Annotated in this window: 18 protein-coding genes and 1 riboswitch; of the genes, 3 read left to right on the top strand and 15 right to left on the bottom strand. The window is 42.5% G+C overall.

What is annotated here, in order from left to right; genetic code table 11:
- From ON064_RS01465 to ON064_RS01425, 9 genes are all read right to left on the bottom strand, one after another.
- The coding region (locus ON064_RS01465) for an ABC transporter permease (protein ID WP_407951583.1) at positions 1-608 on the bottom strand (608 nt) is incomplete at its 3' end.
- Positions 608-901 carry a thiamine-binding protein gene (locus tag ON064_RS01460; RefSeq protein WP_274623322.1) on the bottom strand — a complete coding sequence of 98 codons (294 nt, stop codon included), beginning with the start codon at positions 899-901 and terminating at the stop codon, positions 608-610. The genes ON064_RS01460 and ON064_RS01465, both read right to left, overlap by 1 nt.
- Positions 901-1,908 (bottom strand): ABC transporter substrate-binding protein, encoded by a 1,008-nt coding sequence (locus tag ON064_RS01455; protein ID WP_274623321.1) that lies wholly within the window; start codon positions 1,906-1,908, stop codon positions 901-903. The genes ON064_RS01460 and ON064_RS01455 overlap by 1 nt, the downstream gene beginning before the upstream one ends.
- A gap of 129 nt (positions 1,909-2,037) precedes the next feature.
- Positions 2,038-2,147, bottom strand: a riboswitch (TPP riboswitch).
- Between the two features lie 97 nt (positions 2,148-2,244).
- A complete protein-coding gene (locus ON064_RS01450; protein ID WP_274623320.1) occupies positions 2,245-2,541 on the bottom strand; it encodes a putative quinol monooxygenase in 297 nt (98 codons plus the stop codon).
- A 29-nt stretch (positions 2,542-2,570) separates the two neighbouring features.
- Positions 2,571-2,999, bottom strand: a complete 429-nt coding sequence (locus ON064_RS01445; RefSeq protein WP_274623319.1) for a MarR family winged helix-turn-helix transcriptional regulator — start codon at positions 2,997-2,999, stop codon at positions 2,571-2,573.
- Between the two features lie 106 nt (positions 3,000-3,105).
- Entirely contained in the window at positions 3,106-3,750 is a 645-nt protein-coding gene (locus ON064_RS01440) for a nitroreductase family protein (RefSeq protein WP_274623318.1), read from the bottom strand.
- A 159-nt stretch (positions 3,751-3,909) separates the two neighbouring features.
- Positions 3,910-4,446: a GNAT family N-acetyltransferase gene (locus tag ON064_RS01435; RefSeq protein ID WP_274623317.1), complete on the bottom strand. Its 537-nt coding sequence runs from the start codon at positions 4,444-4,446 to the stop codon at positions 3,910-3,912.
- 187 nt (positions 4,447-4,633) lie between these two features.
- Positions 4,634-4,861, bottom strand: a complete 228-nt coding sequence (locus tag ON064_RS01430; protein ID WP_274623316.1) for a hypothetical protein — start codon at positions 4,859-4,861, stop codon at positions 4,634-4,636.
- A 734-nt stretch (positions 4,862-5,595) separates the two neighbouring features.
- Entirely contained in the window at positions 5,596-5,838 is a 243-nt protein-coding gene (locus ON064_RS01425) for a hypothetical protein (RefSeq protein ID WP_274623315.1), read from the bottom strand.
- A gap of 831 nt (positions 5,839-6,669) precedes the next feature.
- On the opposite strand from ON064_RS01425, the gene ON064_RS01420 reads away from it, so the two are divergent.
- Positions 6,670-7,380 (top strand): hypothetical protein, encoded by a 711-nt coding sequence (locus ON064_RS01420; RefSeq protein ID WP_274623314.1) that lies wholly within the window; start codon positions 6,670-6,672, stop codon positions 7,378-7,380.
- Between the two features lie 51 nt (positions 7,381-7,431).
- Here the strand turns inward: ON064_RS01420 and ON064_RS01415 are convergent, their stop codons facing one another.
- Together ON064_RS01415 and ON064_RS01410 are read right to left on the bottom strand one after the other, a co-directional pair.
- Positions 7,432-8,532, bottom strand: coding sequence for a DUF4179 domain-containing protein (locus tag ON064_RS01415; protein WP_274623313.1), 1,101 nt, complete (start codon positions 8,530-8,532; stop codon positions 7,432-7,434).
- Entirely contained in the window at positions 8,507-9,055 is a 549-nt protein-coding gene (locus tag ON064_RS01410; RefSeq protein WP_274623312.1) for a sigma-70 family RNA polymerase sigma factor, read from the bottom strand. The genes ON064_RS01415 and ON064_RS01410 overlap by 26 nt, the downstream gene beginning before the upstream one ends.
- 270 nt (positions 9,056-9,325) lie before the next feature.
- Here ON064_RS01410 and ON064_RS01405 point away from each other — a divergent pair, with 270 nt between their 5' ends.
- Positions 9,326-10,318, top strand: a complete 993-nt coding sequence (locus ON064_RS01405; RefSeq protein ID WP_274623311.1) for an MFS transporter — start codon at positions 9,326-9,328, stop codon at positions 10,316-10,318.
- Between the two features lie 191 nt (positions 10,319-10,509).
- On the opposite strand, the gene ON064_RS01400 is transcribed toward ON064_RS01405, so the two are convergent.
- Both ON064_RS01400 and ON064_RS01395 read right to left on the bottom strand, forming a co-directional pair.
- Positions 10,510-10,761 (bottom strand): helix-turn-helix transcriptional regulator, encoded by a 252-nt coding sequence (locus tag ON064_RS01400; RefSeq protein WP_274623310.1) that lies wholly within the window; start codon positions 10,759-10,761, stop codon positions 10,510-10,512.
- Between the two features lie 28 nt (positions 10,762-10,789).
- Positions 10,790-11,332, bottom strand: coding sequence for a hypothetical protein (locus ON064_RS01395; protein ID WP_274623309.1), 543 nt, complete (start codon positions 11,330-11,332; stop codon positions 10,790-10,792).
- A gap of 54 nt (positions 11,333-11,386) precedes the next feature.
- Between ON064_RS01395 and ON064_RS01390 the strand changes: the two genes are divergently transcribed.
- Positions 11,387-11,578, top strand: a complete 192-nt coding sequence (locus ON064_RS01390; RefSeq protein ID WP_274623308.1) for a Rossmann-fold NAD(P)-binding domain-containing protein — start codon at positions 11,387-11,389, stop codon at positions 11,576-11,578.
- A 1,247-nt stretch (positions 11,579-12,825) separates the two neighbouring features.
- Here ON064_RS01390 and ON064_RS01385 read toward each other — a convergent pair.
- Together ON064_RS01385 and ON064_RS01380 are read right to left on the bottom strand one after the other, a co-directional pair.
- Positions 12,826-14,148 carry a PQQ-dependent sugar dehydrogenase gene (locus tag ON064_RS01385; RefSeq protein WP_274623307.1) on the bottom strand — a complete coding sequence of 441 codons (1,323 nt, stop codon included), beginning with the start codon at positions 14,146-14,148 and terminating at the stop codon, positions 12,826-12,828.
- A gap of 649 nt (positions 14,149-14,797) precedes the next feature.
- Positions 14,798-15,346, bottom strand: a complete 549-nt coding sequence (locus ON064_RS01380; RefSeq protein ID WP_274623306.1) for a hypothetical protein — start codon at positions 15,344-15,346, stop codon at positions 14,798-14,800.
- Positions 15,347-15,649 lie beyond the last annotated feature (303 nt).

The following is a 15,649-nucleotide window of genomic DNA, read 5'->3' as shown; positions in this document are numbered from 1 at the left end:
ACGCCGATGCCTTCCTGCGCCCCGAGCCATTCGGAAATGACGGCACCCATGACGCTATAGGTCGCCGCAATTTTCAAGCCTGAAAAAATCGATGGCATCGCATGCGGCCATTCGAGCTTCATAAAAATCTGGCGTCTGTCGGCTCCTGCCATTTTCATATAATGCAGCAATTCGCCGCTCGTCTGTCTGAACCCGTCAAGTGCCGCGATGGTGATCGGAAAAAAGCACACGAGAATGATGATGATCAGTTTTGGCAATAAGCCAAAACCGAACCAAATGACCAACAATGGAGCCAACACGATAATTGGGATATTTTGCGATAAAATCAGCAAAGGATAAAAAGTCTCCCGCAGTTTCGGTACAAGATGAAGAATCATCGCGACGCCAAGACCGACCGAGGATCCGATGAAAAAGCCGAGGATGGATAAACGGATCGTCGCAAACAAATGCCCGTTGTAGTTTGGCCAACTGTTGATCGCTTCCAGCCCGATCTGATAAGGGGTTGGCAATAGCCAGTCCGGCACTTCAAACAGCGGCACCAGCACTTGCCAGATGATCAATAAAAGGATGAGGACCAGAACCGGTCTCCATCCTTTTCGCATAATCATCACGGCCGGTATTTCTCCGTCAATTTATCCATCGATGCGCCGCTCGGCTGATACAGCACTTTGATTTGCGAGATGACGTTCGAACTGCCGTTGTCGATCATCGCCTCGTTCATTTCCTCAACGATCGAAAACAACTGCGCCAGATCCCCTTCCATCGTCGTCTCCAAAGGATTGACTTGGTACGGGACGCCCGACTTTTCAATGACGGCGATCGCTTTGTCCACATACGGAATGACGTCTTCCCCGTTTTTCGTTTTCGGGATGATTTGAATACTTAGTAATGCGTTACCCATCAGTTTTCCTCCTCCGGTAAAAATTCATTGGTGTACGCCTGCTCCACGTCCAATTCCTCATCCAGCAACCCGTTGTCGAACATCCAGGCTGCATAATCCGCCCATACTTGCTCTTGTTGTTCGCCGAATTTCGCTGCATCGTCCTGATATTTCGGCGACAGCCATTTCTGGCTCGCTTTCACCAGTTCTGGATCCAAATCCGGGACCGACTCTATCAAGATCTCAGCTGCTTGTTCAGGCTCATCGATGGCGAATCCATAGCCTTGCGACACTGCTTTGGTGAATGCACGAACGGTTTCCGGATCTTCTGCAATCAAGTTTTCATTGGTCATTAGGATCGGTGTGTAATAATCCAGTTTGTCCGAGTAGTCCGTCAAATACTGCATGTTCAATTCATCGCCGCGCAGTTCGGCTTCAATGCCCGTCCAGCCGTAATAGATCCACGCAAAATCTATGTCACGTTCGACCGCCGTGAAAAAGTCGCTATTGCCGATATTGACGATGTCGACGTTTTCCACATCAGCCCCTTCCTGTTCCATGATGGACCCAAGCACCGCTTTTTCGACTGGCGCTCCCCAGCCGCCGTAAGTTTTCCCTTCGTAATCGCTCGGCGACTCGATTCCTTTGGCTTTAGGTGATGCAAATCCGGAGGTGTTGTGCTGAATGAGCGCCGCGATTGAAACAATCGGAATGTCCTGCACTCTCGCTTCCGTCAAGCTTTCCTGTGCGCCGATGCCGAATTCCGCCTGGTTGGAAGCGACCAATTGATTGGCGCCCGCTTCACCCGGCAAGATGATCTCGACATCGAGCCCTTGCTCTTCAAAATAGCCCTTTTGCTGCGCCACATACAATCCGGTGTGATTGGTATTTGGCGTCCAATCCAAGACCATCGTCACTTCTTGTAATTCCTGCTGTTCATTCGCCACGTCGCTTCCCGGATTTGCCGCTTCTTCTGTGCATGCCGCCAGCAGCAATACCGGTGCAATGGCAATCGTCCATTTTTTCATCTTGTTTCCCCCCTCTGAATGAATTCATAAAAGATGATTTCAGAAGCTGAGTCAGGGGACATATCCAACTGCGGATACAAAAAAGCGCCCAAGGTTATAGAAACCTTGGGCGCATATCATCGCATAATAGACCGATTTGAATATGTTCCCTCCGCTGGTATTAGCCAGTTCAGGTTCCAAGGGTCAATATCTCACGGATATTCTCTCAATCGGCAACACCGATTCCCCCACATGTGTTTTATGAAATTAGCATTTGTCTTTCAAGGTCTATCTTGTCACAGTTCATCGAGATGTTCAAGCATTGTTTGATATCTAGTTTAAACCATCAAGTTTTTCTTACATGGGGACAACTTCACCGCTATAGACTTTCAGTTCCATCGGCGCGCTCATGAATCCGGCTGCTTTTTTGGAAAATGCCGTGAAATGCTCGCTCGCATTATGAGCTTCGATTGCTTGCGCATCTTTCCATACTTCGACCATCGTGTAATGGCCGTCCTTCTCGACCGATTTCATCAAGTCGTATTGGACATTGCCTGGTTCTTGACGCGATGCTTCAATAAGAGTTTTGCCTTCATCTAAAAACGCTTGTTCTTGCTCAGGTTTTACTTGCAAATGTGCATGGATAATCATCATTTCATTTCGCCATCCTTTAATGTATATTTTTAATAATCAACGATATTGTCTTGCATGCGCCGGAGCATATCGCTAAGCGCATCCACTTCCTCAGACGTGAAATCGTGAAGCATTTGCTTGACGAAGCCTGTATTTTCTTTCCGGTATTCGACGATGCGCTCGCGTCCTTCGTCGGTCAGGCTGACAAAGATTACACGATTGTCTTCTGGATTTCTGCGCTTTGTGACCATGCCGCTCGCTTCAAGCTGCTTTAAATGGCGTGTGACCGCGGCGCTATCGATATTGACCAACTTTTGGAGTGTCGACTGGTTGATCTCTTCTACCTTATAAAGCTGTGACAATAACTCATAGCGCGACGCACTGATGCCTGTGCAACGCTCGAACTTCGGGCTGATTTGATTGGTCAGGCCCTTAAACTGGTGCAGCACTTGTTCCTGCTTTGAAAATGAACACGGCATTGAAAGACCTCCTAAATGATCGATGAAGCCAATTGATAGCTGTGCCCACTATTCATTGACCAGTCAAATATAATACATAAATCCCGAATACTCAAGGTCGGCTGGCTTAGCTCCAGGTCGTGGTCGTCTCGACCGGCAAGCGGTAGGACTGGAAGCCTTCGTTGGCGGCTTTGCCAATCGTGAGAAGCATGACTGGCACATAACGCTCTTTGTCCAGGCCGAACGTTTCAGCGATTTTCTCCTTGTCGTAGCCACCGATCGGGTTGGTGTCGTAGCCGAATGCACGGGCAACGAGCATCAATTGCATGGATACAAGCCCTGAGTCCAATAGCACGATGTCTTTCATCTGCTCATTGGACATGCCTTCATACAAAGGTTTGAAATAGCCGACTTGGAATTCTTTCACTTCTTCCGGCATATAACCGAGTTCTACGGCTTTTCCATAAATCTCTTCTGCGTACTCAATGTTGTTGAGGTCGCCGAACACGGCGATGACAGCTGATGCACTCATTACTTTTTCCAAGTTGAAAGATGCCAGCGGCGCAAGCTTTTCTTTTCCTTCTGCGCTGTCGATAACAACAAAACGCCAAGGCTGCATGTTGATGGAAGATGGCGCCGTGGAAGCCTGTTCCAGGATTTCGGTCATTTCCTCGCGGCTGATTTTCACATCCGGGTCGTATTGTTTAATGGAACGGCGTCCATTGACGATTTCATTGAAATCATTGGTTTTTTTGTTTTGCAGTGTGTTCATGATAAATTGCTCCTTTTTCTATCCTAATTGTTTTGAGGAATATTAATTGACCCCTCATCAATTGATGCCTCACATAATATAAACCCGTTACAGAAAAAATGCAACCAGAAAGTTTCACGGGATTTTTATCCATTAAAAAAGAAAGGCTTCTGTAGCCTTTCATGTTTTTGCAGTCATATAATCGCTTCGGATAATTGCCATGATGATTTCGTCTGAAAACGCCCCGTTGTAATGGAGCGCTTCCCGCAAGACTCCTTCTCTTTTGAAGCCGTTCTTTTCATAAGCGCGTATGCCACGCGCGTTATGGCTAAACACTTCCAATTGCAGGCGGTTGAGCTTCAGCTCATCAAATACAAATTTCAGCACCAGTTCAATCGCTTCTGTGCCATAGCCTTTGCCCGTCAGTGCCATCGCATTCATGGTGATCCTGAACCCCGCACTCTGGTTGCCCTGGTCAATATCCAATACTGACAATTCACCAATCAATTGATTCGTTGCGTTCAAACAGATCGTAAAATCGTAGCGCGTGTCGTCCTGTTGGATCTGTTCGATATGGTCTTGGATTTGCTCAAGCGAAAACCTGGCTTTTGTTCCGGTCATGTATCGAATTTCCTCGTCTTCGGTGTGATCCAAGAACAGCTGTGCATCTTCTGCCTCAACTGGCCTCAAGTATATCCGTTCATTGATTAGCTTCATGATTCTATCTCCAATCAAAATATTAAGTTGAAGCATCTGGGTGAAGACATCACCCAAAAAGAATTCTGGGAAAAAGGCATGGCACTATGTGTGAAAGACGCTGAGGAATTTATTCGGCTTAGCGAATTGGCATCAGCAGATTAATAAAGGGAGTCAAAATATATCAAGATTTTAATGAGCATCCCTTTTAAATATAGAAAAGCACCATATAAAATAGGATTGGCAAAAAACTAATGATTAATCCGTAAATGACTGTCTTTTTGATGAAAGATAGAACGCCCCCTATCCCCCAATTTGGAAAAGGATTATCGGTATAATTTTCCCCAAGCCCGCCGGATGCAATAAAAGTGGAAATCAGAATAGTGACAGCTCCAGTAAGCAATATATGAACCACTCGATAAATTTGAAAAACCATTGTCTCCCTCCTAGCCTATTTCTTACAAAAAGCGTGAATTTCAAATCCTTAGGAATGAACAAATCCCGAACTTATTTTTAGGTATCTCTCTTTTTTAAATAGGATTAAAACCAATGAGCTAATATCAATAGAATACCAGAAATAACCATAAAAGGTTATCAATCTATTGTGTGTTTTACAAAATAGAAACAGGGAGGCAGCCATATTATTGGCTGCCTCCCTATTTTATACAATCAATCTAAAAGACAATTTGATAACTCCAATTGCGTTCAATTTGGAACATTGACGAATTTTTTTAGTAATAATCAGGAAGTTTCAAATAATTCTTTCCCCAATAATTACAGCGTAGTTCATTTTTTTTGGAGATTTAAGTATGAAATAGTAAAAGTGATCGAAGAAAGCAAAAGGAAATAAACGCCGATGAACATAGGGATATATGTATAGGCATCAATCAAATTGCTCGATGTTTCCCAAGATTCAGCTCCATAAGGTCTTGATGTTACAATAGCAAAAGAGTCTCCGGTGAAAGCAACGATTAAAGAGATAAGTGCAATGAAAAAGAAGACGATCGATAGAGCGAATGACTTCAACGAGCGAATAATCATAAGTGGTTCTCCTTTAATAGTTTTGATCAATCCTTCGGTTAAACCAAGATAAAAGACATCATAGAGTGAAGGTACTTTCTTACTTTTGAACTCTATTCAGTAATGGCTGTAAATATTATACCTTCCATGCTAATTTGAGTTTCCTTTTTTCATTTCACCTATTTCAGCCCATCCGATATATACTATGCCGCTTATAAATGCAATAATACTCAATGCATGTAATGAAGTTCCCGTGTAAGACAAAAATATATCGAATAACTCTTCGTCCCACATGGTAGTGGCGCTTCCAAATATGGCTGCGCTTATATATTTTGCAGAATACAACATCGCAGCAATCAAGATGAAAATTGTTCCAGTACCTCTCCGATTCAATCTAATTACCCCCTAATCTACTAAAATTTAGTATATCTCCGTGTCTATTATCTGTATATAAAAATCTTATCGATTAAATGGATTTAATAATAAAATAATTTTTAGCAAAGAAGTTTGATACATAATTACGAGAACTTTAGATATAGGCGTCTTCAAATTCACCACTCAAACCTACGAACATCTCCAGGAAGAACTTTTTCTAGAAACGCTATTTGTTCTGCGTTTAACTTGTAACCGATCAATTCCACTCCATAATGTTCAGACGAAAATAACGGTTCGCCTCACTTTTCTAAAAATAAGGAGAACCACTTCAACCTGCCTTTGGTATCAAGAGAACGCGTAAGAATGAATTCTTTCGCTTTTTCATTTAATTGCCCACTTGCAATAAGCAACTAGCCTTCGTCACCGCGTTCTATTTTCGGCAACTCATTTATAATATCTTCGAATTTTACGCTTTCTTCTTTCCAACAATGGATTTCAAATGAATCTGCATACGCAAAGAAAAACTCGATCATCGGTATCCAAAACGAATAGTCTTCTATGTTTCAGGCGTATCCGCCATGCTTGTAAGTTCACAATGCATATTGTGTTTCACCTTCAGCCTCCGGAATTTAAGTCATTGGATTAGATTCTCGTCTTTCCTGGAAATCCCTATTGTCTTATTAAAAATTGTTTCAACTACGTAAGACTTCTGAATATTAAAAGGTTATTCATTATTTAGAGTCGAAGCAGTACAATATAGAAAATCATCGAACACTATTTACGACATTTTTTACTTAACAAAATCTCGCCATTTCATCAGATCATTTCATCTGACAGGAGGCTTGGGTCATGTTGTTGATTCCGTTTTTGATCGGCATTGTATTCATCTTGATCCATTTCTTCGCGAGCGTCCTGGTGCCTCGAGATCAACTGAAGCAAGTGAAGTGGTTCTCGTTTTCGGGCGGGCTTGCTGTTTCCTATATTTTTATCTACCTGCTCCCTACACTTCATAAGCAGCAAGCGGCGATCGAAGAACCGTACCGGCAGCTAACGATGGAGTCGGAAATCTATTTCATCGGCCTTCTCGGTGTCGTCTTGTTCGTCGGCATTCAAATCGTCATCCAGCAAAATTACATTTCCCATACCTCTACTTTCTGGTCGGTCATCGTGTTCTATGCTTTCTATAACGCGCTCGTTTCCTACTCTGTCCTGTCATTTGAAGTATCAGCCATTCAAGCTTTGTTCTACTGCGTCGCGATCGGTCCGCATTTCATGGCGGTCGCCCATGATATGTGGCGAAAGTTTCCAGTAGAGTACAATAAATACGGCCGTTATATACTGGCTGTCGGAATTGTTGCCGGCTGGATCGTCGCCTTGACGACTGAACTGACGCCGCTGTTCAAATCGATCGTCTTCTCGCTCGTTTCCGGCGCAATGATCTACACGGTATTCAAGCACGAATTGCCGAGCGAAAAGGACACGCATTTCCCGACTTTTCTTATTTCCGTCATCCTATATTCTGCGATTACGATTACACTGAAATTTGTGTTCGAATGGTAGATATCAAAACAAGCCCGGTACAGTTATAAACTGCGCCGGGCTTGTTTATTTTCACGTCTCTTCTTCCTCTTCTTCATAAACCGGGAACTCGGGATCTTCAATAATTTGATAGGTCCCTTCCAGCATATTGATTTCAAGTGCATCAAATTCTATTCGAATCGATTCCGGCTCTTTGCCTTCTTCCATTCTGCTGATATGGCCAAAGGGATAAAAGGTTAATGACGTGGCAAGAGGATCAAGCCCTCTCATTGTGGCTGTCCAGAAAAAATCTTCCCGAGTCCGGGCATCGCCGTAAGTGGTCCCACCATTATAAGGAACTAGATAGACATTCCCCAAATCATCCGCAGCAATCAGCTCGACTTCCACAGCTTCCCATACTTCCAGTAAAGCTGGGTCCACCAACTGTTGGTAGGCGACATTCACGGCAATATCCGTAAATGTTACTTCAGTAAAGTGAACAGAAACGCCGCCTTCCGAGTTGATTTCGTCTAAGATAATTGGATCTGTTTTTAACTGATCGACCGCGAATTCAAACTTCCAATCGCCTTCAATCTCTCCGTCATCCGTATATAGGCTCTCTGGTTCCCAAATCACGTTGACCTGAGCTGCTTCTTCATCAAGATGCGGAATGGTATTGATGCCAATCAATGAACCTTCTGCCAATTTCCAATCCATGGAGCCTGTAGGACCTTCTCCTTCGAGCAATTGCGGAAAACCAGTTAGGTGAGCAGAGTCATCTAATTCTTTAGTTGAAGTTACCGTATAAGTGAAAGTGACATTTGTTCCGTCATATACAGCTTTGTCTATAGAAATAGTTACACCATTGCTGGATTGGGTTAATTTCACGTAATCACTGAAGCGCTCGTATTGTATGAGTCCTTCTTCTTCTTCGGCAAAAATGGAAAAGACATTTCCAATGACGGGTACCTGTGCCATATAATTTGCAAGAACTGGAGACGCAGAAAGAGTTGCTGTAAACAAACCGATAAATAGAACCGCCGCAGCGATGGCTGGTATCAGCCACTTTTTCCGTTTGTTCTTTTTAGGCTTGGACGTTTCATAAAAGGCATCATCAATGAGTGACTCCAAGCAGTCTTCTGGCACTTTGATATTTTGCATAGCATTTTTAATTAAAATCTCTTTGTCGTTCATCTGCATACACACCTTTCAAATCCTTTTTCAACATCGCCAATCCACGGTGAAGAGTTGTTTTCACTGTGCCTTCTGGACATTCCATTACGGTGGCGATCTGCTTGACTGTAAAGTCTTGATAATATCTCAACATCAGTGCTGTCTTAAATTTTTCAGGTAACGAATCCAATGCGTTCGACACATCCATTTGTTCGGCCACATCGGCGGTGACACCATTATCCAAATTCCGCTCCTCCACTTCATCCATGTAGATTAACTTTTTATTGTTCTTTAAAAACGCCAGTGCTTTATTTATGCAAATGCGGACCAGCCAAGTCGAAAAATAATGCGGTTCTTTCACTTGATGCACTGATTCGATAGCCTGGAGTACAGTTTGTTGAAAAACCTCGAGAGCATCGTCTTCATTTTTCACATATGTATAGGCCATTCTGTATAATTTTTCTTTTTCGGATTTCAATAAATTCTGAAGGGCGATTCGGTCTCCTTGAATCGCCGCAGAAATTATTTCTTCATCGTGCTGCATCTGCCTCATCCTCCCTTTGTATATTAGAGATTCCAGCGCTTAAAAACGTTTCGATTATTTTTTATTTTTTGTAAAACTTGGTAATCCTTATTAAACTATAGCTTTAAAAATTCGCAACAACGACTTCATTATGGCTTTTTAACCAAACAAGAGCACAGCGAATCTGCAGCGCTCTTATCTTTAAACTATCGAATTCTTGCGAAATCAAGCGGCAAGATGCGTATAGAGCCTCCTTAAAATTCAGCGTAACCTGAACGGGAGGTGATTGTTATGTATCGACATGTACTGAAAAACAAAAACATTTTGTATTACTTGGCTGGAGCCGGCATTTCTCAGCTAGGCAATGTATTAGCTGGCCTGGCCTTTCTTTTTATTTCCTATGATTTGACAAAGTCCGCCGCTTTGACGACGATAATCGCGATTTCACAAGCAATGCCGTACTTGCTCTTCGGCTTGATTGGCGGAGCATTTGCGGACCGTGTGGATAAAAAACGGATGCTCGTAGCGATTGATCTTTTACGGATTCCTCTCATCCTGTCATTGGTCGTATTGCATCAATTGAACATATTGGCTTTCTGGCATTTGCTGGTGGCTGCTTTTATGGTTCAAAGTCTGGGTTGTTTTTACAACCCTGCTTACCGAGCCATGTTGCCGCTCATCACGCCTGTGGAGCAACAAACGACAGTCAATAGTCTCTTCGATACGGTGACAAGAGGCGTTCAAGTTACCACGCCGCTTTTTGCGATTGGCTTATTGAATGCCGGACATGCCATCCATTTTTACACTGTGGATGCATTGACATATCTCGTGAGCGCCATTCTTATCCTGAAAGTTCATTGGGTGGAGCTAATAGGTAAAGAGAATTTGAATGAGACAAAAAGAGATGGGCTCTTCCATTCGATTGGGGTTTTCTTGATGTGGGTTAAACGCGAAGGGACAGTGAAACATTTGTTCATCGCGACGTTTTGGATGGTCTTTTTCAACACCTGGGTTTGGCAAGTCGGCTTGCTGTTGTTGCTCCTTGTTCGTTTTCCAGGGAGCGGCCAAGAAATCTACAGCTTTTTGTTAGGCTGGTACGGGCTCGGGGTAATTTTGACCAATATCGCCATTCCGTTTTTCTGGAAAACCTTGACCTTTCGCTTTATTTATGGGGCTCTGTCGTTTGGGGACTCGGCCTCGTGGTACTTGGATTCGCGAGCTACCTGCCGTTTTATTTTGCAGGAGTGTTCATTGCAGCGGCCGGTTTGCCGCTGTCCAGCCTAGCGAGGGTGTATTTGATTCAAACCCTTGTGCCCGCAAATATGCTCGGCCGTGCTTTCAGCTTTAATGCGGTGCTATTGTACGGCTCAAATATTTTGTCACTGGCGATATTTGGAGCACTTGCTTTAGTCATCGGCATTCAGAAACTGTTTACAATGTGTGGCAGCCTGATGGTTATTGTGGCACTATTTTACTTAATTCGAGCCCTCTTTTCGGAAAATGCGCGGCGAAAAGCCATAAAGGCGCTTGAATAATTGATTAAACGAACCGATAGAGGAAAATCCGCAATCATAAGCGATATCTGTGATGGTCCGGTTTGTTTGCAGCAATAGCTCCTGAGCCCTCACGAGACGGTACAGCTGCAGCCACGAATACGGCGAAACGCCGATTTTTTCTTTAAATAGATGCGCCAATTGGAACTTGCTGATGTCCAAAATCGCTGCCATCTCATCCAATGTCCACGCATGTTGAAAATCATTTTTTTAACGCTGCCATCACTTGAAAAAGCGCGGGCTGGACTGTTCGAAAAGGATCAGTGGTCATATCGGGTGAATGCGTTCCGATTGCGGTCTTCGTGAGCAATAAACTCAATTGGGCAAAGCTGTGCTCCAAGAAAATTTCAGAAGAACCATTTCCGCTTTCCTTTTCCAGCATCATGTATTGCTGCACAAAATGAACCCATTGTTCAATGAGGGGATTTTTCTGAGGAGTTTGCGCAAAATACAGTTCTCTGTCGTTTCCGGTAATGGCCGTCACCGCTTCCCTGAGAAACATGGCATCCAGTTCAACCAAAAACTTGTGATCGTCTACTGCAAGCTGCCGGTGCCCATCATGTGGATTGAACACAATAAATTCCTGGTCAGTTATGGTTAAATCGTTGCGGCTGCTTTGGTAATGCATCGACCCTTTCAACGAGAACATAAACTTGAAACACGAATCGTCGCGCCACAGGCTTTCCGACTTTTTTTGGTCAGTTGATAACAACAAACAATTGGAAGCTTCCATAATGATGGCCATCCATTCCACCCTTTCTATCTTTTCACGTATTCATTCAAATAAGGAGTGATTCGTTTGCAACATGCACTTGTCATCGGCGGCACCGGAATGCTCGCCAAAGCCACGCTATGGTTATCGAGAAATGGCTATAAAGTTTCTGTAATTGGGCGCAGTGAGCAGAAAATGCAGCAGCTACTCGATCAAAACCCCAATCAATTAACGCCTGTCATCATCGACTACATAAATACAAAAAAAATTAGCCGCTGAACTTGTTCGTCTTCAGCAGCAACAGGGGCCGATTCAGTTGATCGTTGCCTGGATCCATGCATCTGGGAGTGATGTAATCCCTTGCTTAGCCGAGTTCCTTCCCGCTTCCATTCCTTGCAAACTAGTCCATGTCACTGGAAGCAGTTCAAGATTAAATCCCGTTGCTAACCACGATATTCCCTGCCATATGAGCTATCACCAAGTGCAGCTCGGGTTCAAAGTCGAAAAGGGCGTGTCCCGCTGGTTGACCCATGAGGAAATCTCAACGGGTGTCATGAATGCCGTGCGAGGCAACAAAAGCTATCAAGTGATCGGAAAGATAACCCCTTGGGAACAGCGGCCATAAAACTAGTATCCACTCTTTGTTACTTTCAGTTTTGATTCCACTAAAAATGATACGGCAAATTTTAAATCAAGGCTTTCGTCCATATGTCTGATTTTCCAGCAAAGCAAGATCTAAAAAACTGCCATTCCTGTACAAAACCCATCACCAGTACAGCTAGTTCGTGTTTGATCTTTTCCATATGTATCTGAGCGGTGCTCCAAAAACTCGTTCAGCCTCAAAACAGTCCAACTCGCGGGGAATACATGAAATGATGGCAGGGAAACCAAATCTCACAGCAGCTTCTAAAGCTCTCTCCACAGAGATTTCCTTGCCGTTAATTCAAAACAAATTGATTGCTCTATAAGGAATGATGTCTGTAAAGAACAAAATAAACGAGAACACCGTAATACCTATTCCTAACCAAAAATACTTCCTCCAACATTGTATGACTGCACCTAGCACGAACACTGCAGCCGGTATTAGCCAGAGTGGAAAGATAATTTCAGGTGCTTCCGGTCCATATTCAGAGATGAAGCCTGCTGCGAACCAATAAGATATGGGAAGTATAAAAAGTCCAGCTATAGGAAGGTATACTAAACGCAGAAGTATGATGGTTAATTTCATAAGAAAACATCCCTTCATAAAAAAGCCTAAGAAGCATACATAAAATAATTAATGAAAATGTATTCGTATTTCAGCAATCTATAAACTTCTATCAATTTGGGTAATTATACCATAAAAGACAATGAGAGATGCTGATGGTTTCAAGCCCCTTCTCCTATAGCCTTTACACCTTCAACCTGTTCAAACAGCAAAAAAACAGGCATTCATGGGAATACATGAATGCCTGCTTCTTTAATATTTTCATTCGCTCAAATTAATGACGCTGATATGAGAGTAGATGCTTTTAGAGAATAATAAATTATTCTGCTGCAGTAATCTGGTAAATCAGACCGCCATCAGTGCTCGCAATAAGCGCGCCATCTTCAGTTACAAGAATGTCACGGAAACGTTGAACTTCATCAGTCAATAGTCGTTCTTCTCCAACGATGATGTCATCTTCAATAACGACACGTACAATATAGTTCGGGGCTAAACCACCGATAAACAAATTGTTCTCCCATTCAGGGATTGCGTCATTATCATAGAATGACATACCACTTGGTGCACTTGTTGGATCCCAATAATATCTTGGTTCCACAAAGCCTTGCGCTTCGTGCTCTGAAATACCATCATTGATTAATTCACCAGTGTACTCGATACCATAAGAAACAATTGGCCATCCATAGTTGTTCGCTGGTTCAATGATATTCAGTTCATCCCCAGCTTGTGGACCGAATTCAACAATCCATAAGTCTCCTGTTTCAGGGTTGTAGTCTATGCCTTGAATATTACGGTGACCATAGCTGTAAATACCATCCAGTGCGTCTTCATCTTCGACAAATGGATTTGAATCTACTGGTTCCCCGTCTTGTGTAATGTGAATGACTTTACCTAAGTAAGCGTCCAAGTCTTGTGCACGTTCACGAATTGGATCGTCTGAACGCTCACCAGTTGTTAGGAATAGGTTGCCCTCCTCATCGAAGATAATACGACCGCCATAGTGTAAGTCGCCATCATATGCCGGTGTTGCTTGGAAGATGACTTCAAAATCTTCGAGTGAGGATTCATCTTCTGATAACACACCTTTACCGACAGCAGTGACGGTACCGCCTTCAAGATCTTGAGAAAACGTCATGAATACTGCTCTTGATTCGTCAAAATCAGGTGCAACGGCTACATCAAGCAAACCGCCTTGACCTGAGTTATTCACTTCTGGTGTACCTTCGATTGGATCTGAAACAGAACCATCTTCAAGGTTTACAATAAGAAGTTCTGCTGCATCTCTCTGCGTCACAAGTAAGCGGTTTGGTTCGAACTCTACCATACCCCAAGTCACGCCAAGACCTTCAACCACAACTTCTTCATTAAGTTCTGTTTCAGTCTCTACTGCAGGTGCTCTAGTTTGTTCTGGAAATGCTGGTTCAAACTCAGTGACTTTGGGTTCAGTTTCTGCACTTTCATTTGCGCCCTCGTCTGCACCTTCTTCTGTTGTAGTGCCCTCATCTGTACTTTCTTCTGTTGTAGCATCAGAGTCATTCGTTGACTCTTCGTCTGAAGCATCTTCATTGCCACATGCTGCCAAAGCTAACACAGAACTTAGAACTGTGAGGGACATTAATCTTGACCACGAATTTTTCGTCATTAGTGTTCCTCCCCTTTTTTTCTATTTAATGCACCATATATCCCATTCCCCTAAAACCCAGTATTAAAACTTGGTTAAGACTCCCATATTCTAAGTAACATATGAAACTCCTTTGAAAATAATGTCATCATAATAACTTGGAAATGAAAAATAATATGATTTTTTTCATAATTAAAGGAAAAAAAGAAATCTAGGATAAAGAAATCACATCTACAATCGTTGTTACATATTTCTCCATATTAAGAGCGGCTGTAAATGTACTTTTTAGGCAAAAATAGCAAAAGGAGAGAAGATTCGGCTTACCGCTTTCTACTCTCCCTTCTATATTTGTAGCTTCCGATAATTCGTCATATGTAAACTCTTTGGTATGCTATGTTAATTAATAAGTTTGTGTTTTGTTATTTACACAAGATATTTTACGCTCTCAAGATATTTTACGCTCTCAACGATTCCCAAAATTATTAATATAGACATAGATATAATCCATATAACTTTAAATACAAATTTGTATCTCCCCGCAGGCATTCCGTATATGGAAATAATGGACACCGCGGGTATTTCCCTTCTGCATCCAAATGTTAATAGAAACTGATGTAACACTTTTAAAATAGAGCGTACATGAAAAAAGAGAAGGTTTTCTCCTTCTGCCTTAATTAAGGGGTATAGACTCTTCTCCTATTTCAATTATCGCCTTGTCATTTTCAAAGCTTAATTTAGGTTGCTTGGAAAAGGAAGTTCCCTTTCTCTGTATTTCTGACTGGCCTGTTTTTTTATAAATGAATGCATTTTCCTTTTCAAACAAGTATATGTCCTGCGGATCTCCCTGCTTTGGATGAAGCCCAGCAATATGCTCAATAACCAGAAGATGTTCTGCGCCGGTTCCAACAAAGCTGCTATATTGATCGTTAACAGCGATACGATATTGAACCGAAAAAAACAACGTAAACGGAATAAAAAATATAGCGAGAACTATTGCTACATACCGCATTGCCAGAACGCCTTTGAAATACGTATACATACCGATAAAGAATATGAGAACGAATAGAAGGTCGTATGGGGGCAAGACCAGTTCCAGATCACTTCCATTGAAAACAAAAGCATAATTTCTGTCTATCATGGCGATTTTCATCAAAAGACGCATCGCAAAGTAGAATGAACTAAAAACCATTAGGATGAGACTTAACTTTCTCTTCTTCATTTAAATTCTCCTTTGCCGATATTCATATAACGTTTTCTTTATCTAGAAGTTTCCAAAAGCAAAAAGGCTCCGCTGATTAAGAGAGATTATCGATTCAGAAACAATTTTCTCTTTTTTCGTTACATAAATTTATATAATTTCTTATTCAATGGCCAATTATAGCTCAAAGCACAAATAGATAAGAAATTTCAAACCGCCCGTAAAAATACACTTCTCTGAACAATAGAAACTAAAGTATCAAAAAGACCAACCCTTGTGGTTGGCCCATTTAAAATTCACTCTCTGTAAGTTGTGGCAATGATC

It is taken from the genome of Planococcus sp. A6 (assembly GCF_028823615.1).
Taxonomy (GTDB): domain Bacteria; phylum Bacillota; class Bacilli; order Bacillales_A; family Planococcaceae; genus Planococcus.
Note: the sequence above shows the minus strand (reverse complement) of the source record. Positions and strands in the feature narration are given on the sequence as shown.